25 protein-coding genes are annotated in these 24,629 nt (G+C 41.9%); 9 read left to right on the top strand and 16 right to left on the bottom strand.

The window, feature by feature from the left end:
* The first annotated feature begins 293 nt into the window (after positions 1–293).
* Entirely contained in the window at positions 294–1,529 is a 1,236-nt protein-coding gene (locus NSQ43_RS04670; RefSeq protein ID WP_339254802.1) for a helix-turn-helix transcriptional regulator, read from the top strand.
* 158 nt (positions 1,530–1,687) lie between these two features.
* Here NSQ43_RS04670 and NSQ43_RS04665 read toward each other — a convergent pair whose 3' ends face one another.
* Entirely contained in the window at positions 1,688–3,013 is a 1,326-nt protein-coding gene (locus tag NSQ43_RS04665; protein WP_339254801.1) for an L-cystine transporter, read from the bottom strand.
* Between the two features lie 223 nt (positions 3,014–3,236).
* Here NSQ43_RS04665 and cls point away from each other — a divergent pair, with 223 nt between their 5' ends.
* Positions 3,237–4,688, top strand: coding sequence for a cardiolipin synthase (cls, locus tag NSQ43_RS04660; RefSeq protein WP_339253438.1), 1,452 nt, complete (start codon positions 3,237–3,239; stop codon positions 4,686–4,688).
* Between the two features lie 58 nt (positions 4,689–4,746).
* On the opposite strand, the gene NSQ43_RS04655 is transcribed toward cls, so the two are convergent.
* On the bottom strand, positions 4,747–5,700 hold the full coding sequence (locus NSQ43_RS04655; protein ID WP_339253436.1) for a M15 family metallopeptidase: 954 nt from the start codon (positions 5,698–5,700) through the stop codon (positions 4,747–4,749).
* 148 nt (positions 5,701–5,848) lie between these two features.
* Between NSQ43_RS04655 and NSQ43_RS04650 the strand changes: the two genes are divergently transcribed.
* A complete protein-coding gene (locus NSQ43_RS04650; protein WP_339253434.1) occupies positions 5,849–6,997 on the top strand; it encodes an MFS transporter in 1,149 nt (382 codons plus the stop codon).
* 60 nt (positions 6,998–7,057) lie between these two features.
* Here NSQ43_RS04650 and NSQ43_RS04645 read toward each other — a convergent pair whose 3' ends face one another.
* The 4 genes from NSQ43_RS04645 to NSQ43_RS04630 form a co-directional block, all read right to left on the bottom strand.
* Positions 7,058–7,303 carry a hypothetical protein gene (locus NSQ43_RS04645; RefSeq protein ID WP_339253432.1) on the bottom strand — a complete coding sequence of 82 codons (246 nt, stop codon included), beginning with the start codon at positions 7,301–7,303 and terminating at the stop codon, positions 7,058–7,060.
* A gap of 63 nt (positions 7,304–7,366) precedes the next feature.
* Complete coding sequence (gene yidC / locus NSQ43_RS04640; RefSeq protein WP_339253430.1) at positions 7,367–8,227, bottom strand: membrane protein insertase YidC; 861 nt, start codon at positions 8,225–8,227, stop codon at positions 7,367–7,369.
* Between the two features lie 147 nt (positions 8,228–8,374).
* On the bottom strand, positions 8,375–8,728 hold the full coding sequence (locus tag NSQ43_RS04635; protein WP_339253428.1) for a hypothetical protein: 354 nt from the start codon (positions 8,726–8,728) through the stop codon (positions 8,375–8,377).
* A gap of 43 nt (positions 8,729–8,771) precedes the next feature.
* Entirely contained in the window at positions 8,772–9,248 is a 477-nt protein-coding gene (locus NSQ43_RS04630) for a GNAT family N-acetyltransferase (RefSeq protein ID WP_339253426.1), read from the bottom strand.
* A 165-nt stretch (positions 9,249–9,413) separates the two neighbouring features.
* Between NSQ43_RS04630 and NSQ43_RS04625 the strand changes: the two genes are divergently transcribed.
* The gene (locus tag NSQ43_RS04625) at positions 9,414–9,914 is read left to right on the top strand and encodes a GNAT family N-acetyltransferase (RefSeq protein ID WP_339253423.1); all 501 of its coding nucleotides are present in this window, start codon (positions 9,414–9,416) and stop codon (positions 9,912–9,914) included.
* A 44-nt stretch (positions 9,915–9,958) separates the two neighbouring features.
* Here the strand turns inward: NSQ43_RS04625 and NSQ43_RS04620 are convergent, their stop codons facing one another.
* From NSQ43_RS04620 to mntR, 5 genes are all read right to left on the bottom strand, one after another.
* Positions 9,959–10,432 carry a DUF4064 domain-containing protein gene (locus NSQ43_RS04620; RefSeq protein WP_339253422.1) on the bottom strand — a complete coding sequence of 158 codons (474 nt, stop codon included), beginning with the start codon at positions 10,430–10,432 and terminating at the stop codon, positions 9,959–9,961.
* Between the two features lie 358 nt (positions 10,433–10,790).
* Positions 10,791–11,072: a GNAT family N-acetyltransferase gene (locus NSQ43_RS04615; RefSeq protein ID WP_339253420.1), complete on the bottom strand. Its 282-nt coding sequence runs from the start codon at positions 11,070–11,072 to the stop codon at positions 10,791–10,793.
* Between the two features lie 45 nt (positions 11,073–11,117).
* Positions 11,118–12,005, bottom strand: a complete 888-nt coding sequence (locus NSQ43_RS04610; protein WP_339253419.1) for a DUF1002 domain-containing protein — start codon at positions 12,003–12,005, stop codon at positions 11,118–11,120.
* 77 nt (positions 12,006–12,082) lie between these two features.
* Complete coding sequence (locus tag NSQ43_RS04605) at positions 12,083–12,940, bottom strand: S1-like domain-containing RNA-binding protein (RefSeq protein WP_339253417.1); 858 nt, start codon at positions 12,938–12,940, stop codon at positions 12,083–12,085.
* Positions 12,941–12,960: 20 nt separating this feature from the next.
* Positions 12,961–13,371, bottom strand: a complete 411-nt coding sequence (gene mntR, locus NSQ43_RS04600; protein ID WP_339253415.1) for a transcriptional regulator MntR — start codon at positions 13,369–13,371, stop codon at positions 12,961–12,963.
* A gap of 134 nt (positions 13,372–13,505) precedes the next feature.
* Between mntR and NSQ43_RS04595 the strand changes: the two genes are divergently transcribed.
* A complete protein-coding gene (locus NSQ43_RS04595; protein ID WP_339253413.1) occupies positions 13,506–13,661 on the top strand; it encodes a lmo0937 family membrane protein in 156 nt (51 codons plus the stop codon).
* Positions 13,662–13,955: 294 nt separating this feature from the next.
* Here the strand turns inward: NSQ43_RS04595 and NSQ43_RS04590 are convergent, their stop codons facing one another.
* The 3 genes from NSQ43_RS04590 to NSQ43_RS04580 are packed head-to-tail and all read right to left on the bottom strand — an operon-like array spanning position 13,956 to position 17,542.
* Positions 13,956–15,059, bottom strand: a complete 1,104-nt coding sequence (locus tag NSQ43_RS04590) for a GNAT family N-acetyltransferase (protein ID WP_339253411.1) — start codon at positions 15,057–15,059, stop codon at positions 13,956–13,958.
* Between the two features lie 28 nt (positions 15,060–15,087).
* Positions 15,088–17,187 (bottom strand): heavy metal translocating P-type ATPase, encoded by a 2,100-nt coding sequence (locus tag NSQ43_RS04585; protein ID WP_339253409.1) that lies wholly within the window; start codon positions 17,185–17,187, stop codon positions 15,088–15,090.
* Positions 17,180–17,542, bottom strand: coding sequence for a metalloregulator ArsR/SmtB family transcription factor (locus NSQ43_RS04580; protein ID WP_339254799.1), 363 nt, complete (start codon positions 17,540–17,542; stop codon positions 17,180–17,182). The genes NSQ43_RS04585 and NSQ43_RS04580 overlap by 8 nt, the downstream gene beginning before the upstream one ends.
* A 199-nt stretch (positions 17,543–17,741) precedes the next feature.
* Between NSQ43_RS04580 and NSQ43_RS04575 the strand changes: the two genes are divergently transcribed.
* Positions 17,742–18,782: a P1 family peptidase gene (locus tag NSQ43_RS04575; RefSeq protein WP_339253407.1), complete on the top strand. Its 1,041-nt coding sequence runs from the start codon at positions 17,742–17,744 to the stop codon at positions 18,780–18,782.
* Between the two features lie 181 nt (positions 18,783–18,963).
* Here NSQ43_RS04575 and NSQ43_RS04570 read toward each other — a convergent pair whose 3' ends face one another.
* On the bottom strand, positions 18,964–19,491 hold the full coding sequence (locus NSQ43_RS04570) for a YceI family protein (protein ID WP_339253405.1): 528 nt from the start codon (positions 19,489–19,491) through the stop codon (positions 18,964–18,966).
* Positions 19,492–19,851: 360 nt separating this feature from the next.
* Here NSQ43_RS04570 and murB point away from each other — a divergent pair, with 360 nt between their 5' ends.
* Positions 19,852–20,763, top strand: a complete 912-nt coding sequence (gene murB / locus NSQ43_RS04565) for a UDP-N-acetylmuramate dehydrogenase (RefSeq protein ID WP_339253404.1) — start codon at positions 19,852–19,854, stop codon at positions 20,761–20,763.
* Between the two features lie 85 nt (positions 20,764–20,848).
* On the opposite strand, the gene NSQ43_RS04560 is transcribed toward murB, so the two are convergent.
* Positions 20,849–21,523, bottom strand: coding sequence for a histidine kinase (locus NSQ43_RS04560; RefSeq protein WP_339253402.1), 675 nt, complete (start codon positions 21,521–21,523; stop codon positions 20,849–20,851).
* A gap of 283 nt (positions 21,524–21,806) precedes the next feature.
* Between NSQ43_RS04560 and NSQ43_RS04555 the strand changes: the two genes are divergently transcribed.
* Together NSQ43_RS04555 and NSQ43_RS04550 are read left to right on the top strand one after the other, a co-directional pair.
* The gene (locus tag NSQ43_RS04555) at positions 21,807–24,218 is read left to right on the top strand and encodes a Na+/H+ antiporter subunit A (protein WP_339253400.1); all 2,412 of its coding nucleotides are present in this window, start codon (positions 21,807–21,809) and stop codon (positions 24,216–24,218) included.
* Positions 24,205–24,627: a Na(+)/H(+) antiporter subunit B gene (locus NSQ43_RS04550; RefSeq protein ID WP_339253398.1), complete on the top strand. Its 423-nt coding sequence runs from the start codon at positions 24,205–24,207 to the stop codon at positions 24,625–24,627. Before NSQ43_RS04555 ends, NSQ43_RS04550 begins: the two co-directional genes overlap by 14 nt.
* Positions 24,628–24,629: the final 2 nt, after the last annotated feature.

Raw genomic sequence — 24,629 nt, 5'->3', positions numbered from 1 at the left:
ACTCCATTCAGTAAGTTTAATTAGATTAAACAAATAATAACATGCCCCCTCTTCCTTTACAAGCAAAAGTTTAATATAATTAAACAAAGGCAATGATTTATTGTATGAACGCTTTGCGAGAAATGAGACCGGGACAATTGATTCATTGTGATGATTCAGATGTTCTCGTTGATTACTAAAAGGTTCTCATAAACAGACTGGGAGTTCTCATTAACAAGCAAGGACTTCTCCTTTATCACCAGGAAGTTCTCATTAACATACAAAGAGTTCTCGTTTAGATCACATAATTGGAGGTGTACCCCCTGCAAACATTAGGTGAACGAATCAGGACGCTGCGTAAACAGCGTAAACTTACATTGGAAGCATTGGCAGGAGAGCAACTTACAAAAGGCATGCTCAGTTTAATCGAGAATAATAAAGCGAATCCATCGATGGAAAGTTTAGCGTATATCGCAGAACGGCTTGGTGTTGAAACGTCCGAGCTATTGGAAGAGACGAATCGGCAGGAATTACAAGAAGTTTTAAAAACTGCTGAGCAACTTTTAAGGGTGGATTTTGATAAATTGACGGATGAACACGAGCAGGTTCTCGCTTTAATAGAGCCGTATATAGATAAATTAACACAAAGCTATGAAGCTGCCAGATTATATGATATTTACGGTCGCGCTCTTTACTACGAGAAAAAAGATGGTTGGAGGGAGTATTTAGAAAAAGCTGCGGATATTTACGATCAAATGAATAGTACTCGCCACCTTGCAACTGTTGGTATTTTCTTAGCGTTGGTAAAGTTCACCGAGCATGATTACACTAGTTCCCTTTCAATTTTATTGGATAAGAAATCTGAAATCGAAGCGCGGAATGGATTCATCGACCCCCTGACACGTCTCGATTTTGATTATTTAGAGGCAGTCCTGCACTACGCAGTCGGTAATTCCGAAGATGCAATTCGGGTCATGAATGAAGGGATTGAATTTTCAAAGGAAAAGCAGGTTTTCTATCGGATTGATCATCTGTACCGTTTGGCAACCTTCCATGCGATGATGAACGACGATGAAAATTCTATGAGATATTATGAGCGAAAAATGTCACTCTATGGGGAGTTCGCGGAAGATGAAGATGCGATTCTATTTACTAAATTTGCGAATGTACATTATTTAACCTCCTATAAGAAAGATTATGGGGAGGCACAGAAGCTAATTGACGCATATTACGGTAAACTCAACCTATCCAATGAATACACCCCCTACGCCTTCATAGAAAAAGGAAAGGTAATGTATGGCTTAAAGAGGTATGCAGAGGCACTATCCTGCTTTGATAAAGTGGTAATAGCGGATTTCGTCCACCATCCATTCGACCTCTCCATCTTCTATGAAAAAGATGCGTATGCCGCGCTTTGTCATTTGGAGTTGGGGGATGAAGCGGATGCCTACCGTTCAATTGAAATAGCGGTAAAGAATGTGTCCAACATGCCGCGCACGCCGTATAAGGATTTCATAATGGAGACATATGAGTTGATCCATTCCAAATAAAACATCTCAATGTGCGGAACAATGGACTCTTGTGAAAAAGAATGGACCCTAAACGCGGATGAATGGACCTTGGCGAAATGAACTGACCCTGGACGCGGAAACATCCCCAGAATCAAATAAAACGCCGCAAAAGCGTAAAAGCTTTTGCGGCGTTTTTATCATGCTTCTATCGATTGATGTTCCAACGAACCGTTATATACATCCTTATCCAATTCCCCACTCGCTCTTGCAGTTGCAACACCTGCGGTCATTGAACCGCTGACGTTTAATGCAGTACGACCCATATCGATTAATGGTTCAACAGAAATCAATAGACCTGCGAGTGCAACAGGAAGATTCAATGCGGATAGAACAAGAATTGCTGCGAATGTTGCCCCGCCGCCAACTCCAGCTACCCCGAACGAGCTAATTGCAACAACGACAATCAATGTGATGAGGAAAGTTGGTTCAAGTGGATTCTGCCCAACAGTCGGTGCAATCATGATTGCAAGCATCGCTGGGTAAACACCTGCGCAACCGTTCTGTCCGATTGACAGACCGAATGAGCCTGCAAAGTTCGCAACACCATCCGGAACACCAAGACGGTCGGTTTGCGTTTTGATGTTAAGGGGTAAAGCACCTGCACTGGATCTTGATGAGAAAGCAAATAACAGGGCTTCCGAAGCCTTCTTCACATACGTAATCGGATTGAGTCCTGAAATCGAGATGATTACCAAATGAATGATAAACATAACAATTAATGCGACATAGGATGCAAGTACAAATTTCCCAAGACTGTAGATGGCTGCAAAGTCAGACGTTGCAACGGTTCTTGCGATGATCGCTAAAATTCCGTAAGGTGTCAGACGTAATACAATCCGGACAACACCCATAACTAATGAATAAACGGCGTCTATTCCTTTCTTTACCAGGTTCGCATTTTCTTCATCACGTCTAACAAGGGCTAAATATGCAAATCCTAAGAACGCTGCGAAGATAACAACTCCGATTGTGGAAGTCGGACGAGCACCCGTGAAGTCAAGGAATGGGTTTGCTGGCAAAAGATCAAGAATTTGATTTGGCAATGCCTGATCGCCCATTCCAGCGGAACGCTCTTCTATAGAGAGGCCTCTTGCAGTTTCCGCCTCACCTTGAACAATTTCAGATGCATCTAAACCAAATAGTAACGAGGCTGCGATTCCAACGATAGCCGCGATTGCAGTCGTCCCTACAAGAATTCCCAAAATCATTCCTGCCATCTTCCCGAAGTTCTTACCAATTGTTACCTTCGTGAAGGCACCAAGTATTGAAATGAAAACAAGTGGCACAACAATCATTTGAAGAAGTTTTACATAGCCGGTACCAACGATATTAAACCAACTGACAGATTTAGATAGTATATCCGATTCAGCACCATATGCGATATGCAATATGAATCCGAATAGAATTCCGAGCCCGAGACCCGCAAAAACTCTTTTTGAAAACGAAACCTTTTTGCGGTGCATAATATATAAGAGACCGATCAATAGCAAAAAGCTAGCGATATTGATTAACAGTAAAAATGTATCCAATTCTTTTTTCCCTCCATGTAAGGTTTTCCTTGATAGTATGACTATAAACCCCTAATCCATATCAGTCAAGTAGGTTTAATCAAAAAAGAAGTATTCTATTCTTTTTCAGACTATCTTCTGTATACTAATAGGGAGTATTAGCAAAAGGAGGGCGTACATGGCAGGATTAATATCAATTACGGTGACAGCCATATTTATATTGAACATATTTTTAGCGATTGCGCTCATTTTCCTCGAAAGAAGAGACCCCACTGCAACATGGGCTTGGCTACTCGTCCTATTCTTCGTTCCATTTTTCGGCTTCTTCATTTATCTATTATTCGGAAGAAAGTTAGGGAAAAAGCATTTATTCAGATGGGAAGGTAAAAATCGCATTGGTATCGAAACATTGATCGATTACCAGATTGAAGCGATCGATAAGGGAACATTTGATTTCAGATTGGACGATACTGCCCATTACCAAGATATGATTTACCTACATCTACGCAATAACCATGCAGTATTAACACAGGACAACGATGTGCAAGTATTTAATGATGGTGTTGCAAAGTTCGATGCATTGCTGCGTGATCTTGAAAATGCAAAAGACCATATCCATTTCCAGTATTATATTTTGCGGTTGGATGCATTAGGCAAACGTATTTTGGATGTATTGATCAAAAAGGCAAAACAAGGGGTCAAAGTCCGTGTCCTCTTCGATGATATTGGCTCTAGAGGGTTGCGGATTAGACATTTAAGAGAGCTGATTGACAGCGGCGGTGAAGTGGCAGCATTTTTCCCTGCCATACTACCACTCATCAACCCGCGGTTAAATTACCGGAATCACCGAAAAATCGTCATCATCGATGGAAGAATCGGCTATATCGGCGGCTTCAACGTTGGTGATGAATATCTTGGGCATGATAAAAAGTTCGGTTATTGGCGGGATACACATCTTCGTATCGAAGGAAGTGCACTTCATCCACTCCAAACCCGTTTCCTCCTTGACTGGAACCAGGCTTCTGATCGGGATGATATCGTATACGCAGAACGGTACTTCCCTGCAATTCCAAGAAAAGGTTCTGTCGGTTTGCAAATTGTATCAAGCGGACCTGATGCCGAATGGGAACAAATTAAAGATGGCTATTTGAAGATGATTTTTTTAGCGAAGGAATATATTTATATCCAAACGCCGTATTTCATACCGGATATTAGTTTTCTTGATGCGATACGAATTGCTTGTCTATCGGGCGTGGATGTTCGAATCATGATTCCGAATAAACCAGACCATATGTTTGTGTACTGGGCGACGTATTCAAATGTCGGGAAACTGTTGAAGGCTGGAGCAAAGGTATATATTTATGAGAATGGATTTATCCATGCGAAGCAGATCGTTGTGGATGATGAACTTTCAACTGTCGGAACAGCAAATATCGATGTTCGGAGCTTCAAACTCAATTTTGAAATCAATGCATTCATATATGATCGGGAAAAATCCCATGAACTTGCTGAGCTGTTCGAACAAGATATGCAGCTTTCTACTGAACTGACCTATGAAATGTACTTAAACCGGACCCGTTGGATTAAAATTAAAGAATCGGTTTCAAGATTGTTATCTCCATTACTTTAAGGGCAAACAGAAAAGCATCCACCTTTCCGAAAGTGTTTTGGATAAGGCGGATGCTTTTTCAATTTAATCCAAGATATTCTTCAAGAGTAATATTTCGTTTAAAAATCTCTTCAGCTACCTCTTTACCAACGTAACGGAAGTGCCAGGATTCATGCATATAGCCCGTAATTTCTTCCTTGCCTTTTGGATAGCGCAGGATGAAGCCATAGCGGTAAGCGTTCGCCGCCACCCATTTTCCTGCCTCCGTTTCCCCAAAAGAGGAAGAGGCCCAATGCTTTTCATAGTTCACTTCACCAATGTCAAAGGCAAGGCCTGTTTGATGCTCGGAATAACCAGGTCTTGCACTATATCGATCAGCCTTCTCCACGCCGTCCCTCTTAACGTAACGGTCGTAAAGCGAAGTTTGGTATTCATATGAGCGGTATGTGCTGAAAGCCGTTAGATTTATACCGGATAACTTTGCTTCAGCAGACATTTCTTCAAATGCTTCCCTTGCCTCTTTACTTTCCCCTGGGGCAAATGTGCTTGGTAATGGATACTTTTTATTGGCTATCAATACTCCATTCACATAAGTCGGTTCATCTGGAAGTATTTGGCCTTCAATATACCCGCTTTTGTTCTGGCTTGCAGGAGGGGTTATCCCCTCGGATTTTTTCTCGTCTTTCGGTGTAGGCGTTTTCGGAACGTCTTTTTCTATTTCTTTCGGCTCTTCCTTCACTTCAGCCTCGGGTTCTTCATCGACCGTTTCTTCCGTAACTGGCGGCAGTTCCACTATTTCAGTATCCTCTTCCATCTCAGGCTCTTCCAGTTCTTCCGGTTCTTCGACGATCAATGGTTGTTTTACCGCTCTTTCTATGCCGATCTGTTTTAAACTTTTATTTACATCCCAATCATTGATACCGATCCATACTACGAGTGCGCTAAGTAATGCTCCGACTACAAGCAGTGTAATCATTAATGCTTTGTTGGATTTTTTCGAGTTCGAGTACTTGCTTCTTCTCTTCCGGTTCATCTTAGTTGGCCTTCCTTCTACTATAGGTATCTCTTAACGTTTATTTTAATATGACTCGTACAACAAAGACTATCAGTATGTTATTTCCAGTCTGTGTATGCTATCATTTATTTTCAAATGTGTAAATGAATGATTGTGAGGATCCGACATGAAAAATCAAAGATGGCTTTCTATTAGCTTTTTGACATTTTTCTTTACTTGGGGCATTTTTCTTCCTTATTGGACTGGTTGGTTGACGATTGAAAAAGGTCTCTCTGTCCCTGCAGCAAGTATTATTATGGGCGTCGGAATGATTGCGCGTTCATTCTCGAACTTTCTTGTGTTCCCTTATTTGACGGCAAGAAGCTCGTATATCCATGTCATTAAATGGACTTCTATTCTATCGCTTATATTATTAATCTTTTATATCCCAGACTCGCCTTACATTGTATTATTCATCATCACTGTACTTTTCAGCGCAGTATATCCTATCATTCTACCTGCTGTTGAAAGTGGTGCTTCTGTCCTTATGCAAAAGGAACGCGTCCACTATGGCAAAAGCCGTTCATTCGGCTCAATTGGATATACAGTCGCACTTCTTGTCGTTGGAGCGGCGACAGCCATTTGGAATGAACAAGCCATCCTTTATCTGATGATCATCGGTCTCCTGATTGCTGTCGTTTTCTTTTCACGTCCAGGGCCTATTGTCTTACAAAGAATCCCTGATCGATCTTCCGTGCAAAAGACAGGGGTTAAGGCGTTATTCGCAACACGTGGCTTCCTTGTTGTAATGGTGTTAGGAATACTTTTGCAAGGAGCTCATGCCTCTTATTATAATTTCGGATTTATTTATCTTGATGACTTAAATGTCAACGGTTTCTATATCGGAATCATTTTGAATGTCGCAGTTTTGTTCGAAATCCTCTTTTTCACTCAAGCAGATCGTTTGCTATCAAAAGTTAGGATTTCGACGATGTTTCTTATCGCTGCTATCGGCTCAACTGTGCGTTGGGTGCTTGTATTCCTTGTTCCAACTGCGAGTATGTTTATCGGGACGCAGATGTTGCATGCCGCTTCTTTTGGAATTGCGCATTATGCGTTCATTCAATACATTTCGGTAAAGTTGCCTCATTCTCAGATTGCTGCAGCACAAGGGTTTTATGCAGCGTTCGCAATGAGTTTGAGTACGGCTATTCTGACGTTCCCTGCTGGATTTTTGTATGAAGTTTCACCGGGAACCGCGTTTTTAGGAATGACCGTCTGTTCTGTTCCTGCAATCATTATTGTGTTGACGACAAGAAAAAAGTTTGCTTATTAAATAGTAACGTTCTCCGGATCAATTCTGTTTCCGGAGATCGTTTTTTATTCTATTACCTTATTAAAAGAAAATAATGATGAATACGACGATGAAGGCGATGGCGAATAGGATGGATAGATAACGCATCCATTTGGATTCCCGATCAAAGCCTTGCTCCTTGAAAGACTTAGACCTGGATGCATTTGTCAGTGTGAAGAGTGCCATCATCATGAGGACTGCATAATCCAACATGCCTTTAACGACAAAGAATAAAGTCGTTAGGGCGATTAAGATGATGCCCCAAAAGATCACTTTCTTTTGATTCATATAAATCCCCTCCAAAAAAGGCCAGAGATTGCTCCCTGGCCCATAATATCTCTTTGTTCAGAATTACTTTTCGTCTTTTTTATCTACTTTCTTGCCGACATTCTTTTCCGCCTTTTTTTCATCTATCTTTTCCGCTTCGTCTTCTTTTACAGTTGGCGTCGCAGGTTGTACTTCTTTATAGTAAAACTTGCGTCCAAGGTATGTTTGGAAAATAAGCAGTAGTCCGCCGACCGCCCAGTATAGTGGCAACGCCGCCATGACCGAGAAAGAGATAAACATGATCATGATTGGTGACATGTAGATGAATAACTTCATCTGTTGTTTTTGCTGTTCAGGCATTGTCCATAGGGAAACGCGTGCTTGGACAAAGTATACGGCACCCGCGACAAGCATCATGATTTTGTCTGGTTCACCTAAATTGAACCAAAGGAATTGATGCTCTTTCACTTCCGGTGGAGCGTATAGGATAGCAAAGTAAAGCCCCATGATGATTGGCATCTGGATGATTAATGGAAGACAGCCCATGTTCAACGGGTTGACACCGTGCTTCGAGTACAAGCCCATCATTTCCTGTTGGAGCTTCATTTGTTCCTCTTTGTCTTCCTTTTCCTTCGCAGCTTTAATACGTTTTTGGATATCCTCCATTTCCGGGCGCAGGGCATCCATTTTTACTTTCATTTCTTGTTGCGCCTTATAGTTTTTCAACATAAGTGGCATCAAGACCAAACGGATTGCAACGGTGATCAAAACGATTGCCAAACCGTAGCTTCCGTTAAATGTCTCTCCAAGATAATGGAGCAGCCATTCCATTGGTTTTACGAAAATATTATAAAATGTACCTTCTTTGTTCTGAACTCCCGAACAACCGCTTAGGAAGACTGCGGCGGTGATTAATATCGTGAATAAGCCAAGTTTTTTCTTCAATAGATTCACCTTCACTATTTCAAACTACTGAAAAGTATACATCACTTCACTATGCAATTACAATTATTGTTCGTAAATATGTGGATTTTTCTATTAAACCGGGATTCCACTCCACGAAAAAACGCCTCCGTTACGGAAGCGTTTAGTTCAGTCATTTTTTTGATTGTCATTTTGCGGTGCTTGGCTTGGTACTTCTTTCTTGTGGTAAAGACCGTCCTCGCCCTCTGTCTTGTCTTCGACTTCCTGATTATAATAATGGACGCTTGTTTGCGCGCCTTCACTCACCATTTTGTTATCCTGTAAATCATACGGATCTGAATGGCCAGCTTTTGTATCATTTGAGCGGTTCAGTTTTTGGGAAGTCATGAAGGAATCAACTTTTGTTTTCATGTTATTGACAGCGACCATTGCCTTATCGCGATTTTCCTTTTTACTGAAATACGCGTATGCCCCTGCAGCTAATGTAGCAAGTAGTAATCCATTTCCACGTTTACGTGCCATACCTATCATTCCTCCATTAATTTATATATACTGTAGTATACCCTTAGCGAGATGATTGAAAACTTCCGGTTAACCGGATCATGTCGATGTGTGGTATCCCATCTTCATCATACGGTTCACTTTCCGTCTTAAATCCATGTGTTGAATAAAATGATTCCAAGTGTCCTTGTGCTTGCAGTTTAATTTGTTCTGGTTTCCAGTTTTCTTCTATCAAGTTAGTACATTTTTCTATTAAAACGTGACCAACTCCCCTGCCTCTAAGATCAGACCTGATAATTACTCTTCCGATTGATGGACAGTCATATTTTTCTCCTGCCGGTAAAAGTCGCGCGTATGCGGCAATCCCCTTTTCGTCCTTACCAAATACATGTAATGCTGTTTCATCATGCCCATCAACTTCCTGATAGGGACAGTTCTGTTCAACGACAAACACCGCTACCCTTAACGCTAACATTTCATATACTTCGATACCACTGAGCTGATGAAATTCCAATGTAGTCCATTCTAGTTGTTGACTCATACAATCCCCACTCACTTATTAGACAATTTTGTTTTTTATATTTCATTATGATGACAAACATAGTTTATTGTCCAGTAATTTGATATTATAATATCAAAAGCATAGGGCGGCGTTTAGCCGCCCGGAGCTGGACGAAAACAAAATGGATTTCCGGAGGTGATCATCATGATCAGACCTATGACTGTTGAAGATATTGGATATATACAACAAATTGCCCACGTTACATGGAATGACACATATGCAGGAATCATTCCCGAGGACATTCAAATAGCTTTTATCAAACGCTCCTATTCCGATGCCATGATGATGAAACGCATGGAAAAGACGCATTTGCTTGTAGCTGAGTGTGAAAAAGGTACACCAATCGGCTTTCTAAACTTCACGAAAAAAGACGAGGATGGCGATTCGGAATTGACAGCTATGTACATACTGCCAACTTATCAACATTCGGGATATGGAAAAAAACTTTTTGATCAATCCATTTGCATGCTTGAAGATGCCAAACAGCTTTTTGTTTATGTAGATAGCAGTAATAAAGCTGGAAGGGCCTTTTATGAAAAACAAGGTTTTGAGTTGTTAGATGTCTTTGAAGAAACCTTTGAGGGCTATCCTGTTGAAACAGCCCAATACGTCTATTATATTCCTAAACCTGTACTTGCCTATTAAGAAAAGACGCTGTTCCCTACAAAAAGGGAAAGCGTCTTTCTTTATTACAACGGTCTCATTCCATCACTATTATATGATTGATCTTCAAATTGCAGATTATCTTGCAATGGCGGTTTTTTTGTAAAGCATAGAATCGCAGCGATATAAAGAAGAATTGAAGGTAATGAAAGGATTCCTCCCAATAACCCCGCGATTATGAACATGATTCCTGCAAGTTTAGCATTTTTGTCTTTCCAAATATTCACGATACCAATGATATTCAAGACAATACTGATGATCATAAAGATAATCAATACCCAAAGGAATCCGCCTGCGGAATTCAAAAGGGATAATACCATATCTACATCTGCTGGAGTCAAAGCAGGGTCTGCTAATAAATCCATTTCAATTTCCTGTTTAAAGGTCGGGTCATTTTTAAGGAGATTAAATACTGCCATAACAAGGAATCCCGTAATTGTCCCAATCGCCGTCAAGATGACTGCAATGATAGACAAAACTTTTTCTGCTGTACGTTTCAAGAAAAGCACCTCTCTCTTTCTATTTTTTCTATCATAACAAGTATACGAAGAAAAAAACCAATAGTTTCGTTAAATTTTATAAATCTTATTTTCGAAGTTTCATATTATTACAGAAAGGGTAATCTAATTTTAATAACATTACAACTTTGTAGCGAAAGGAGAGCATGAAATATGGGGAAAAAAATAATGTTCACCTCGACAGACATGCTTTATACCGTCGCAGGTGCATCTGTATTGACTGGAATTGTCTATTTTGTAACTTTGGCTTGGGGGCTGTAATTTGAACTTGATAAAATATTTAAGGCAATCCCGCCAACAACGGGATTGCCTTTTTAAATTTTGACATCATCAAGCTCCGTCAAGCTTTCACGTCATCATATTCTTTATACCGCTCAAATGCAGTGACAACATATGAGCAGACAGCTTCCATCTTATATCCTTTTTCACGTGCAAAATCTGCTGCACGATCGAGTAATTTCTTTGCTACACCTTGTCCACGTAGGCTTTCGGATACATACGTATGATCCATTACCATGACATCTGCAAGACGCGTCCATGTTATTTCAGCTAACATCTTTCCATCTGCTTTATGTTGAAACGCGAATGCGTCTCCCCCAAGCTCTACAAATTCAAAGTCCATGAAATCCTCTCCTTTGGCTGTATATTACCACATTTCAGGTCATTCTTACTTGAACCACGCCTTGATGGAGTCAACTAAATTCGCGAAGAATTGCTTCACTTTCTCCCAAAACCCTGGGTCAATTTCTCCGAACTTCTCTTTAATCGTAGTAGCCATTTCGGATAATTGATCAGACAACTTACCAAAATCGATATTCAAGCCGCGAATTCGATCCATCAGCTCAATTAACATTTGACGATCTGCTTCGCTCAAATTGATATTCATTTTTGCCAGTTGCTCGTTAACTATTTTCTCGACTTCCTCTTTCGTATTAGGTTTATTATCCGCAATCGCCTTCTTGATTTCGGTCAATAACTCAGCCACTTTATCTTCATCGATACCGGAGTCTTTTGCGAACTTAGTCGCCAGGCTCAATTCGTCATTCGCCACATCCGTCCGTTCTGTATCAAGCGTTTCACCGGAGACTTCATAGGCTTTGTAGATGCCCACTAATGCTGAATGGCCCGTGACAGGTTTTGGTGCCGCTACTTGCACAACTGCGTCTTCAATACCAGCCGTCAGCATGGCGGTTGCATACATACTGTTCGTCACCTGTGTAATATTGTCTGGAGTCACAATTTCGATAACAAGGCCTTTCCCTTTGTCCAATCGTGTAATTTTAGCAGATGAGTACATTCTTGCCTGGCTATTGCCATCTTTTATATACTTCACAAGGTCGTTTCCGTCGACTGTTATCACTTCGACTTCAGCGTCTTTTTCTACTTTCAGGCTGTCTTTCACACTTTCCTTTTCTGCATCTGTCAGATTAGCGCCCAATACTACTATTGGTATTCCCAACTTTTCATCGATAGCTGTATCGGCTTTTGCGGATGTCGGCCACAAACCACCTACAATAAGCAATAACGCACACATTGCCATCAATAATTTCTTCATAATATACCCCTCCTTATCTTATGAAGTAGTACGTCATGGAATCTGGAAAAGTTCCCTATGCAAGCCTTTTGAAAGCTTTATTTAACAGTAGTCCAGCCGTCGCTTTGAGTAATCTTGCCTTCTTTCATCAATTTACCAAGGGCACGTTTGAACGACGCTTTGCTCATGCCGAACATTTCACTGATTTCTTCAGGAGTGGACTTATCCGAAAAAGGCATTTTCCCTCCAACTTCAGTAAGATACTGATACACCGTCTCCGCATCATCACCAAGGCGTTCTTCTTTTCGCGGCAATAATGATCCGTTCAATGTACCGTCATCACGTACATCGATAATCCGAATGTCCACTTCCTCTCCAAGGCGTGGTTCTTGCACCCTTTCGGAATTATGGACAAAAATTCTGTAGTTTTCCGGAATACTCAAAAAGAACGAACCAACCGGCAATAACCTGTATGCCCTTGCCTTCAAATTTTTGTTGAATAAATCTTTCGGTGCATCTTCTATCAATTCAAGTACCCGCTCCTCAGTCGCAAGTCGAGCAAAAATATTGCCACCTAAATCTGTCCGCAACGTCATGAACAGCTCATCATCCGTTTTTGGCCATAATGCTTTTACTCTTGGGAGATCCGCTTTGTTCACAAGCACTTCAAATGAGGAGCCGATGTCCACATAGGCTCCTTCTCTTTCATCAATCCGAATGACACGACCCCAGCCAAACGTGCCAATTGTCATACTCGGCTTATGTGCTGTGGCAGCCAATTCACCCCGTCTATTCATATAAAGGAAAACTTCTATTTCTTTACCGATTTCCGGAATTTCATCGAATTCGGAAGCATTGACAAGAATGTCATGTTCTCCCCCATCCAATATCAATCTGGAGCCTTCTTGTCCTTTTACGATCAACTGGGCCAGAAAACCCGGTTTTAGTTCTGTCATTTGTTCATCTACCTCTTCCGTCAAGTATCTTGTCGCTCTTTTAATTTCTGTACAAATTCCGGATCATCTTTCATCGCTTCTACAAGGTCTGTTATGCGATCCATTGCATTCCAACTCAAATGATGCTCAATGCCTTCTACATCATCGTAAATATTATGCTCTTCCACACCGATTATTCTTAGAAATTGTTCAAGGAGGTCATGTCTTCGTACAAGTTTCTTACCGAACTTCAGACCCTTTTCAGTTAGTTCAAGGCCTCTGTATCGTTCATAGATTACATAGTCCTCGCGATGGAGCCGCTGAGCCATTTTAGTGACGGATGAAGGGAGTACGGACAGTGCTTCCGCAACGTCGGAAACCCGCGCTTCTCCTTTTGCTTCAAGCTGCAAATAAATCTGTTCAATATAATCCTCCATACTTGGTGTTGCCAAAAGTTCCACCTCCAGTATGTACTTTCCCCTTAATTGGGTTGCTGAACCTTCTTAGTCCTGAGTGTAACATCAGACTGTTTACATTTTCCAACGAATGGGTAAATTCACTATACCACTTCAAAGGAGTGAATTATATGGGTAAAGTACTTTGGTTTATTATTGTGGCATTGGTTGCTTTTTGGTTACTTGGGTTTGTAATGAAAATAGGTGGCGGACTGATTCATCTTCTTTTGGTCATTGCCGGAATTATCTTCGTTGTCCAATTGTTAACCGGTCGACGGTCAGTTTAAAGAAAGGGTGCCATTTTGGCACCCTTTTCTTAATTATAGACCGTTGCTTTCCGTTTCAGGCGGACGCTTTCCGCGGGCATGGCTTCAGCCAATCGAACCACGAAGAGTTCGATTTGCCGTATTTCTGCGGTTTTTGCAGAAATTAAGGCATCCGCTAACTAACCCCTGCTCGTAACGCTACGCTTTTACTCGCAAAAGCCGTTCTTCGTTACGGCTTTCGCAGGAGTCGCCGCCTTTAACTTCAAGCAACTGGAGCCACTTACTACATTTTAATGTGTAAAAAGACTAATACCATTATTGCACTTTGGCATATATGCATGTGTTGCGTAGTTGTTTGCCGTCGGCGGATAGGGATTCGGATTTTAGAATTCCTTCCAGTTCATATCCAGTGCGAACCGCGACTGATCGACTTCTTACATTCTCCTCATCACATCGGATTTCTACACGTCTTGCGCCTAATTCTTCGAATGCAAAGCGGGTCAATCTTTCTACCGTTTCAGTCATAAGCCCGGCACCTTCGAATTTTGTATCGAGCCAATATCCGATTTCAAATTTTGGAATCGACCAATCGATTCGGTGAAGGCCTGTAGATCCAACAAATTCTCCAGTCTCTTTTAAGAAGATGTGTAGGCGTAAATCTTTTCTTGTTATGAAATCGGCAATTGCCTGGCGTAGGTTTTCTTCAGTCACATGAAGTTCGGGTTCTTGCTGTGCAAAAGGCATCCATTGTTTCAATGCAACACGTGAATTTCGTAAGGCATTCCACACGTCAAGCGCATCTTCCACTTCAGGCATGCGAATCAGTAGGCGTTCGGATTCAAATTCGCTCGGAAAATTAGGGTTACGTTTCGTCTTTTTGGGCTGTTTCTCATCTTCCCACATGACCGGTGTTGTTGTTCCTGCTAAAAAGTCCTCACGAGTCATACCGTATGTCACAGCATCATAATAGGATTTTTCTTTTGGAGAGAACCAGGCCTTCCGTAAATGGGCTTCTTTAACAAAGCCGGCCCGTTCAAATGTTTTCCGCATCGCCAAATTGTCTTGCCTTGTATGACCTTCCAGACGGATTTTCTTCTCTGGCAATCCGAATACGAATTCAGTAATGAGTCTAAGAGCTTTTGGACCGTATCCGAAACCTCTATAACGATCTGCAATCCGTAAATCGAAAAGTGGTATTTCATCCTGCAAATCGTAGATCTTAACGATTCCTACAATGTCTCCTTCTTCGTTTTCCACCCAAAATGTCTTCACTTCATCCGATTCATAACCGCCTTCTTCGATCGTCTTCTCAATCAGTTCGCGTTCTGGATGTGCGTTCCCATGGAAAGGCCATGTGTTATTGGTTAAAAAATGGATAAGTTGTTCCTGTTCTTCCATCGTCCATTCACGTAATTTCATTATTAAATCCCCCGTTCGGGCTGCGTTATTATCTATGAATCCGCATCAATCGCAAGGAGTTCAGTACAACTAATAATGTCGCACCCATATCCGCGAATATCGCAATCCATAGAGTCAACCATCCTGGGATGATCAAAAGCAGCGCTACAATTTTTAAGCCTAATGCAAACATAATATTTTCTTTAATAATCTGCAACGTTTTTCGGCTTAATTTCATCGTATATGGCAATTGTCTTAAATCATCTGCCATTAATGCGATATCCGCAGTTTCAAGGGCGGCATCCGTTCCGGCTCCTCCCATCGCGATTCCAATTGATGAAGCCGCGAGTGCCGGTGCATCGTTTATCCCATCCCCAACCATAGCGACGCGACCGTATTCATCCGTTAAATCTTTTATAGCTGTTAATTTGTCCTCAGGCATCAAGTTAGCACGTACATCTGTCACCCCAGCAGCCGATGCAATCGCTTCAGCGGTACGTCTATCGTCTCCTGTCAGCATCACCGTGTGACGGATGCCAATGTCTTTCAATTTACGAAGCACTTCTTTACTTTCGTCCCTTAAAGGGTCAGTAACTGCTATTAGGGCTTGGAACGTCTTATCCATAAGGACAGCCATTACGGATTTCCCTTCCTTTTGCAACGCTTCAGCACGCTGTTTCATATCGGTTGGGACTTCCGTTAATTCCATAGCCCAATTCAGGCTACCAACACGGATTAGGGAGCCACCCACTTCACCGTACGCACCTTTTCCAGTGATTGATTGGAAGTTTACCATTTCCGCTTTTTGAATGCCTTTGCTATTCGCGTAGGTGACAACCGCTCTTGCCAATGGATGTTGGGACATAGATTCAACGGCAGCAACGGCTTCAAGTATATTGCCATTCGCTGCTTTATCCACTATGAAATCTGTCACTTCCGGATACCCTTTCGTCAGCGTTCCCGTTTTATCGAAGGCAACCGCATTGATGCGTCCCATCTCTTCAAGATGGACACCGCCTTTTATCAAGACGCCAAGCCGAGCCGCATTGCCGATTGCCGTTACAATTGCGACGGGTGTGGAGACGACGAGTGCACAAGGACAGCCAACTACAAGGACAGCAAGCCCTTGGTAAATCCATGTATGCCATTCCCCGCCAAAAAGAGGTGGAATGATAGCAACTAAAATCGCAATTACGATGATGATCGGTGTATAGTACTTTGCAAACTTATCGACGAATTTCTGGGAAGGTGCTTTTTCCGCTTGGGCATCTTCTACAAGATGAATGATTTTAGCAATCGTCGTATCACCGACAAGTTTCGTCACCGTCACTTCGAGTGCGCCTTCTTCATTTAATGTCCCTGCAAAAACCTCATCTTCTTTCTTCTTTAAAACCGGAACCGATTCCCCTGTGATTGGTGCTTGGTTGACAGTCGATTGACCACTTAATACAATTCCGTCCATCGCTATTTTTTGACCCGGTTTCACGAGGAGGATGTCACCGATTCGTATCTCTTCAGTTGAAAGTTCTTGCACGGTTCCATTACGTCGCACAGTTGCAGAGGGTGGAGCTATATCCATTAACAGTCGTATCGATTGTCGCGCTTTATTCATAGAATACGCTTCAAGGGCTTCACTTACTGCGAATAAAAAGACAACGACCGCCGCCTCTTGCCATTCTCCGATAATAGCAGCACCAATGATCGCGATTGTCATCAGCGTTTTCATGTCAAAGTCAAATCTGACAAGGTTTTTTACTCCCGTAATGAACATGCCAAATCCCCCGACCAGTATAGCTGCTGCGAAAAGTCCTGTAGCAATTGTCGTATCTGGCACATCCCGATGTGTGAAATAAAATCCCGCTATGACAAAAATAAGGGACAGTATTGTAACGACATTCTCTTTTCTTTTGAAAAAAGGTGTCTTTGGATCTGGTTTCCTTTTTGTTAAAGGTACAACTTTAATGCCATCAAATGCTCCGGCGTTTTGAAGTTCTTCTTCTGTCGCAACTCCCGAGAAAGTTAATTTTGATGCTCCGAAGTTTACGGTCGCTTCCGTTACTGAAGGGATGCTTTTTACATTGTTTTCAAATTTCATTGCACAATTGGCGCATGAAAGATTCTCTAGTCTGTACTCTGTTTTTTCAGCCATGCTCATTTCCCTTCCCTTCATTTGCGTGCTCATGGGTGATTCTTACAAGATCTATGACATGTGAATCCGAAAGTGAGTAGTAAACCATTTTCCCTTTACGCTCTGATTTCGCTAAGCTTTGTTCACGTAAATAGCGAAGATGATGTGATGCAGTAGCATTTGAAGCGCCAATTACAGCCGCCACATCGCAAACGCACATTTCTTCTTCAAGTGTTAACGCAAAAGCGATTTTCAATCGGGTTTCATCCGCTAACGCCTTGAATATTTGTACCATTCCACTGACATCCGGTAAACTTTTTTGTACCTTTTCCACAACTTCTTCATGGACAACTGCTATTTCACATGTATCATTCAATTTCACGGAACCCACCTCATTCAAATATTCGTTTGATTGTAAGTACAGTATATGCACCTTATTCCCCGAATGCAAGGTTATTCAAACAGTTATTTGAATGAATTTTTTCACCTTGAAATAAAGGGTTATTACTTCTTATATTGAAGTTTAAATCATGCTACTTATGTAGATAAATTTTATAGATTGGAGGATGATCGGTATGCAACGAGGTAAATTCAATGCCATAACGGATGTTCCGGGAGTGAAAGTTGGCCATGTAACCTTATATGATGAAGCCGGACCGGAAAGGGCTTGTACAGGCGTAACTGCTATATTGCCACATGGTGGTAATTTATTTGAAGAGAAGGTGCCTGCAGCTAACTTTGTATTGAATGGTTTTGGAAAATCAGTTGGGCTTATTCAAGTGGAGGAATTAGGTGTCATCGAATCCCCTATCATGTTGACAAACACTTTCAGCGTGGGCGCTGTGCTTGAAGGGGCGTTACAACATATGCTTATGGAAAACAACGCAATCGGAGACTCCACAAGTTCCTTGAACATTGTAGTTGGTGAATGCAATGACAGCTATTTGAATTCAATGCGTGAGTTAAGAGTACGAGCGCATCATGCCATTGAGGCTATACGGAATGCAGAAGGCGGGCCCCTTGAGCAAGGAGCTGTTGGTGCCGGGAAAGGAATGATCTGTTTTGGCAGGAAAGGCGGAATCGGTTCCTCTTCAAGAACCCTAACAGGAGAAGGGGGGGATTTATATACTGTCGGCGTGCTGACATTGACCAATTTCGGAAAAACTGAAGAATGCCGCATTGATGAATGGCTTTCGAAGAATTCAAAGCACCATTTAAATGTTGGGAGTGACTTGAAGACGCCAGAGGAAATGGAGCATGAAAAACCTGACGGCTCGATCATGATCATCGTCGCGACAGATGCACCAGTAAACGACAGGCAATTGAAAAGACTTGCGAAACGTGCATCCATCGGTCTTGCACGGACGGGATCAACCGTACATAACGGGAGCGGCGACATCATCATTGCATTTTCAAATGCTTATACCATTCCGCATAAGAGTGAGGACGTAACGAATAGTTATACGGTTTTGCGCGATGACACGCCTATTATGAATGAGCTTTTCAAAGCTGTCATTGAAGCAACTGAAGAAGCCGTTTACCAGTCGATGATCCATGCACAAACGACAACGGGTAGAAAGGATCGCGTCGTGGAACGTTGGCCACTTGTTGAGTGACCAGTTGTTGGATTGAGCGACATATGTATAGGAAGTTTTAAATTGGCCATATTAATGAGTGATGAGCTATTTGGGGATTCCCCCTAAAAGAAAAAACGCCACGCTTGAATTTTCATTCATGCATGGCGCTTTTTTATCTATATCTGTTCACGTCCAGACTTTAGACGTACTCCGCTTTTGGTTATTGAGCAGGATTTAGTTGTAGGTCGATTGAAATCTTGATGTCGTCACCAACAAGTACACCGCCAGCTTCAAGTGCTTGGTTCCATGTAAGCTCGAACTCTTTACGGGACACTTTTCCTTCAACTTCAAAAGCAGCTACCTGTACACCCCATGGGTTTACTCCAGCTCCTTCGTACTCTGCTTCAAACGTAACTTTTTTCGTCACGCCTCTCATTGTCATATCGCCTGTGATATCGTATTCGCCTTCTCCTGTTTTCACGATTTCAGTTGAGACAAAAGTGATGGAAGGGTTGTTTTCCACATCGAAGAAATCGGCAGAACGTAAATGATTGTCACGATCCACGCTGTTTGTATTGATTGTTGATGCATCAATTGTGAAGTTAATTGAAGCACCAGTTAGGTCTTCTGGATTCCCTTCAAGTGTACCTTCTACTCCTGAAAAACTACCTTTAACTTTTGAAACCATCATATGTTTTACCGAAAAACCTACACTCGTATGTGATGCGTCTACTTTCCATGTTGCCATAGTCAAATCCAACCTTTCTATTTTTAATTAATTTAATCCTCGTATCCTTATACCCTAAACCAATCCAGATAGTCATCTTTATATCTCGATTTCAAGGTGTATATTCATAGTAACCCACTTTTATCTCGAAGTCAAGATAGTTTACACATTCTTTACAAACCAGCCAACCCCTTTATGTACCTCTCATCCCCTCGCTATACTATTCGATAAACGAGCTTTCAATTCCTTTGTAAAAAATATCGATTATTATTTCTTGTCAAAACAACCAATACCCAGCATACTTATATAATGGTGAAGCCTATATTTTCATCGGAATAGAAGTCAGTTTTAACGCATTAGAATTGAAGGGACTGGATGTTGATGTCGAAGCATCAGTGGTTTAAGGATTTAAGCGGAATTATTACAGAAGGCATTTTAGTGATAGATGAACCATTAAATAAATATACAATGACGAAACTTGGCGGTGCTGCGGATGTACTTGCCATTCCAGGGACAATTGAGGAAACGAAGGCGATTGTGCGGTATGCACATGAAAATGATATTCCGCTTTTACTTTTAGGAAACGGGTCGAATATGGTCGTTCGCGATGGAGGGGTTCGTGGAATCGTTCTCCATTTGTCCAAATTGGATGCGATTCGGGTGGATGGTAATCGGATTCATGCGGAAGCAGGCGCCCTTATCATCGATGTGTCAAAGCGGGCAACGGAAGAATCCTTGACAGGTTTTGAATTCGCATGTGGAATCCCGGGCTCAATCGGCGGCGCAATGGCTATGAATGCGGGTGCCTATGGCGGAGAGGTCAAAGATATCATCTTGCAATGTACCGTCTTGACGAAATCGGGGGAGCTGCTTGTTTTATCCAAGGATGAACTTGAACTTGGCTATCGAAAAAGCATCATTGCTACCGAAGGGTACTATGTATTATCTGCCGACTTTGAGTTGATGAAAGGTGACCTAAAAGAAATTCAAGCGAAAGTGGCAGACCTGACTTTCCAACGCGAGTCGAAGCAACCTTTGGAATTCCCTTCCGCCGGAAGTGTATTCAAAAGGCCGCCTGGCTACTTTGCCGGGAAGCTGATCCAAGATTGTGGATTGCAGGGCAAGGGTTGCGGCGGTGCAGAAGTATCGACCAAACACGCAGGGTTTATCATTAATAAAAACAGTGCAACGGCATCTGACTATATTGCTACGATCAATATGGTGAAATCAGAAGTGAAGAAGAAATTTGACGTAGACTTGGAACTGGAAGTAAAGATTGTAGGGGAAGAATAAGCAACCAAAAGCGGAATCTAAACAAAGAAAAAGCGGATGACCCAAAATCGGCCATCCGCTTATATTTTAGTCTATTAATTTTTCATCAATGTTCCGTTTTACAAACAAATTGAGTTGCTTCGGTGACACTGTCATCTGTTATCTGCACTTGACACATTTTATTATTATTCATGAATTTAAAGATCCCATTATTGAAGTCCGTTCCAATCTCTTTGAAGAAGATTCCTTCGAACTTTGCATCTTTCGAATGGGTAAAACTAACACGGAAACCGTCACCCTCTTCGACTAAGTAAGCCCGTACGCCTTTTTCAAACATGCCCTCAATTTCATCTTTAATGGCACGGTCGACGGAAACGACATGGAAATCAACAAAAGTTATTTCTCGGAGTAGTACATTCATGAACGAACCTTTTGTGATCTCTTCCCATCTACTTTGAGCGGTTTGACCAATAATGATCTGCGTAATATTATTTTTGTGAGCTATTTCTTTGATCACCTTTGCAACTGGCCGCTTCTCATTATCCATAACGATAAAATCTTCAACATCAAGCTCTTTTGCAAGTTCTTGCCATCTTTGAATGTATTCAGATTTCTCTGCGTTAAATTCATCGAATGGCAATGGGTCAATCGTTAAAATATATAGTGGACAATCCATGATAGATGCCATTTTATGTCCACGTCTAATGAGACGCTCACCATTTGGACCGTAGTAGACACAAACAAGAATGCTTTCGTCCATACGTCCTTTTACTTTGCCCATGACCGTAGTCACCTCTTACAATTATTTTCGTTTTATAAAACGAATCTAAATTTGAAAACCACAATATTATACATGAGTGTCAGTAGGCTGACAAGAGATAATCGCACCAACGGCGATTGTAAAGATTTTAGTGTATAATTCAAATATGAGCTTGTAGCTACTAATTATGTCTCCAGTTCTGCAAGTAGTCAAGTCTATCCTCAATAATCAAGAAAAAATTTACATAAGAAGTTTAAAACCCGGATTTACATATATCAGCGGTTGTCCCTTAGGAGGTTTTCTGTTGTTGACGATTACATTATCCATATTCATCCCTTTTCTTGCAGCGATTTTCATCCCTTTTATTTATAAACGGATTCAAAGCAGACATATCGGCTGGTTTGTCATTATCGTTCCAATCGCTCTTTTCATTTTCTTAGCAAGCTTCATCCCTTCCATTGCAAATGGAAGCACCTATATGCATTCGATTCGGTGGATTGAGTCTGCTAAAATCCATTTTACTACGTATCTTGACGGCCTCAGTTTAATATTCGGCCTTCTCATTACAGGTGTCGGCAGTTTAGTCATCCTTTACTCTATATACTATTTGTCCGAACGGGAATCATTAGGGCGCTTTTACGTTTATCTTCTATTATTCATGGGCGCCATGCTTGGTGTCGTCTTGTCGGATAACTTAATGGTACTCTACGTTTTTTGGGAACTGACGAGTATTTCATCTTTCTTGCTGATCGCTTTTTGGTACCATCGTAAAAAGTCAAGGTATGGAGCTCAGAAATCAATGCTCATCACTGTTTCTGGTGGCATTGGGATGCTTGCCGGTTTTATCATGTTACAAACTATGACAGGTTCTTTCAGTGTGCGTGAAATAGTGGCGACTATTGGCCAATATACGGACGAGCCGCTATTTTTAGTAGCATTGCTTCTTGTATTATTGGGCGCATTTACAAAATCCGCTCAGTTTCCATTCCATATTTGGCTTCCGGACGCTATGGAGGCACCGACGCCCGTCAGTGCTTACCTACACTCGGCTACAATGGTGAAAGCAGGTATTTACTTAGTTGCTCGTTTTACTCCCATCTTCGGCGGCGAGGCAGTCTGGTTGTACATAGTAAGCGGCGTCGGGATTTTCACTTTACTGTTAGGTTCGCTGAATGCCGTGAAGCAAACGGATTTAAAAGCGTTGCTAGCTTATTCGACAATCAGTCAGTTGGGCTTGGTAATGAGTTTATTCGGCCTCGGGTCAGTGGCACTCCATCATGGATACAGCACCGATTCGGTGATCTATACACAAGCGACGTTCGCGGCATTATTCCATCTCGTTAACCACTCCACCTTTAAGGGCGCACTCTTTATGGTCGTCGGAATCGTCGACCACGAGCTTGGAACACGGGATATCCGGAGGTTAGGTGGACTCATAGCGTTCATGCCTGTGACGTTCACAATCGCTCTCATCGGAAGTTTCTCTATGGCAGGTCTTCCACCTTTCAACGGTTTTCTAAGTAAAGAGATGTTCTTCGAAGCATTGGTGAATGCGCGAAACCTTGAAATTTTTGCGACCGGCACAATTGGTACACTGGTCCTCATAATTGCATGGATTGCGAGTGTATTTACATTTGTCTATAGCATGATCATCGTTTTCCAAACGTTTTTCGGGGAATTCCATCCAGAACGTGTCGAGAAACCTATCAACGAAGCATCTAAAGGAATGTTAGTCGCACCTTCAGTTTTGGCAATATTAGTGGTCATCATCTTTTTCTTCCCGAATCTCATTGGCAACTATTTGCTGCGTCCCGCGATGACGGCAATCTATCCGACATTTGCGAACGCAGAAAACCTTACGCCTCATATTAAGGCATGGCATGGCTTGAATACTGCTTTATGGATGACGATCGGGGTTATTGTCCTTGGGACTATCCTTTACAGATTCATGCGATATTGGAAAGGTGTCTATTCGATCGCTCCGTTTAATTGGAATTTGGATACAGCTTTCAATTCCAGTTTGTCTTGGCTTGAAAATGGATCCCACTACTTGACACGCCTTTATATGAAAGGCTATTTAAAGGATTACCTTGTCTATATTTTTGTATTTTTTGTCGTAGCGGTTGGAGGTTCCATATTGTTCACGGGCTCCTACTCTTTCGATTTTTCGGATGACAGTTCAATAGCAGTAAATGAATTTCTTATCGTTCTTTCCATGGCTGGTGCGGCACTATCAATGCTCTTTGTTAAATCCAGAATGACGGCAATCATTTTAAACGGCGTGCTTGGCTATTCGATTGCCCTTCTTTTTGTCATATTCAGGGCTCCAGATCTCGCTTTGACTCAGACCGTTGTTGAAACGGTGACAACAGCTCTATTCCTGCTTTGCTTCTACTTCCTACCTGAATGGAAGAAAGAGCGTTCAGCACGTAAGACAAAGATATTCAATGGCATTATTGCCATTTTGGCGGGGACAATTGTGACGGTGTTAGGTCTTACGGTGCAAGGCAATAAATTATTCGAGTCCATTTCGGTATATTTCGAAGATGCCTATCGCCTCGCAGGCGGTAAAAATATTGTCAATACGATATTGGGAGATTTCCGTGCGTTTGATACGATGCTTGAAGTTGTCGTTCTTTTCATCGCTGGTATTGGTGTATTCACACTTATTAAATTGAAATCCAAAAAGGAGGGACAGGATATTGAAGATCAATGATGTCATTTTGAAAACAGTTACGAGAATCGTCGCGTTCATCATATTGACGTTCGGCGTTGAACTGTTTCTTTCGGGTCATAACAATCCCGGCGGCGGATTCATCGGCGGTCTCGTCCTGTCCTCAGCTTTTGTTTTGCTTTACTTAGTAAACGATATAGATACTGTACGCATGGGCATCCCGTTCGATTTCAAGAAAATTGCAGCTATCGGGGTGTTCCTTGCGGTCGGTTCTGGAGTCGGATCCGTTCTGTTTGGGGAACATTTTCTGACCCAAGCTTTCGGACATTTCGATTTGCCGGTTTTCGGGGTTACTGAATTGTCGACAGTCATCGTATTCGAAGCCGGTGTTGCCTTAACGGTTGTCGGCGTTGTTGTGACAATCATTTTAACGATAAGTGAGGATGTGTAGCA

The organism is Sporosarcina sp. FSL W8-0480, from assembly GCF_037963765.1.
Taxonomy (GTDB): domain Bacteria; phylum Bacillota; class Bacilli; order Bacillales_A; family Planococcaceae; genus Sporosarcina.
Note: the sequence above shows the minus strand (reverse complement) of the source record. Positions and strands in the feature narration are given on the sequence as shown.

Excerpts from the sequence above, each read along its gene's own strand:
- NSQ43_RS04665 (WP_339254801.1), bottom strand. The coding sequence starts at position 3,013 with ATGCACCGCAAAAAGGTTTCGTTTTCAAAAAGAGTTTTTGCGGGTCTC.
- cls (WP_339253438.1), top strand. The coding sequence starts at position 3,237 with ATGGCAGGATTAATATCAATTACGGTGACAGCCATATTTATATTGAAC.
- NSQ43_RS04655 (WP_339253436.1), bottom strand. The coding sequence starts at position 5,700 with ATGAACCGGAAGAGAAGAAGCAAGTACTCGAACTCGAAAAAATCCAAC.
- NSQ43_RS04650 (WP_339253434.1), top strand. The coding sequence starts at position 5,849 with ATGAAAAATCAAAGATGGCTTTCTATTAGCTTTTTGACATTTTTCTTT.
- NSQ43_RS04645 (WP_339253432.1), bottom strand. The coding sequence starts at position 7,303 with ATGAATCAAAAGAAAGTGATCTTTTGGGGCATCATCTTAATCGCCCTA.
- NSQ43_RS04635 (WP_339253428.1), bottom strand. The coding sequence starts at position 8,728 with ATGGCACGTAAACGTGGAAATGGATTACTACTTGCTACATTAGCTGCA.
- NSQ43_RS04630 (WP_339253426.1), bottom strand. The coding sequence starts at position 9,248 with ATGAGTCAACAACTAGAATGGACTACATTGGAATTTCATCAGCTCAGT.
- NSQ43_RS04625 (WP_339253423.1), top strand. The coding sequence starts at position 9,414 with ATGATCAGACCTATGACTGTTGAAGATATTGGATATATACAACAAATT.
- NSQ43_RS04615 (WP_339253420.1), bottom strand. The coding sequence starts at position 11,072 with ATGGACTTTGAATTTGTAGAGCTTGGGGGAGACGCATTCGCGTTTCAA.
- NSQ43_RS04610 (WP_339253419.1), bottom strand. The coding sequence starts at position 12,005 with ATGAAGAAATTATTGATGGCAATGTGTGCGTTATTGCTTATTGTAGGT.
- NSQ43_RS04605 (WP_339253417.1), bottom strand. The coding sequence starts at position 12,940 with ATGACAGAACTAAAACCGGGTTTTCTGGCCCAGTTGATCGTAAAAGGA.
- NSQ43_RS04595 (WP_339253413.1), top strand. The coding sequence starts at position 13,506 with ATGGGTAAAGTACTTTGGTTTATTATTGTGGCATTGGTTGCTTTTTGG.
- NSQ43_RS04590 (WP_339253411.1), bottom strand. The coding sequence starts at position 15,059 with ATGAAATTACGTGAATGGACGATGGAAGAACAGGAACAACTTATCCAT.
- NSQ43_RS04585 (WP_339253409.1), bottom strand. The coding sequence starts at position 17,187 with ATGGCTGAAAAAACAGAGTACAGACTAGAGAATCTTTCATGCGCCAAT.
- NSQ43_RS04575 (WP_339253407.1), top strand. The coding sequence starts at position 17,742 with ATGCAACGAGGTAAATTCAATGCCATAACGGATGTTCCGGGAGTGAAA.
- NSQ43_RS04570 (WP_339253405.1), bottom strand. The coding sequence starts at position 19,491 with ATGGCAACATGGAAAGTAGACGCATCACATACGAGTGTAGGTTTTTCG.
- murB (WP_339253404.1), top strand. The coding sequence starts at position 19,852 with ATGTCGAAGCATCAGTGGTTTAAGGATTTAAGCGGAATTATTACAGAA.
- NSQ43_RS04560 (WP_339253402.1), bottom strand. The coding sequence starts at position 21,523 with ATGGGCAAAGTAAAAGGACGTATGGACGAAAGCATTCTTGTTTGTGTC.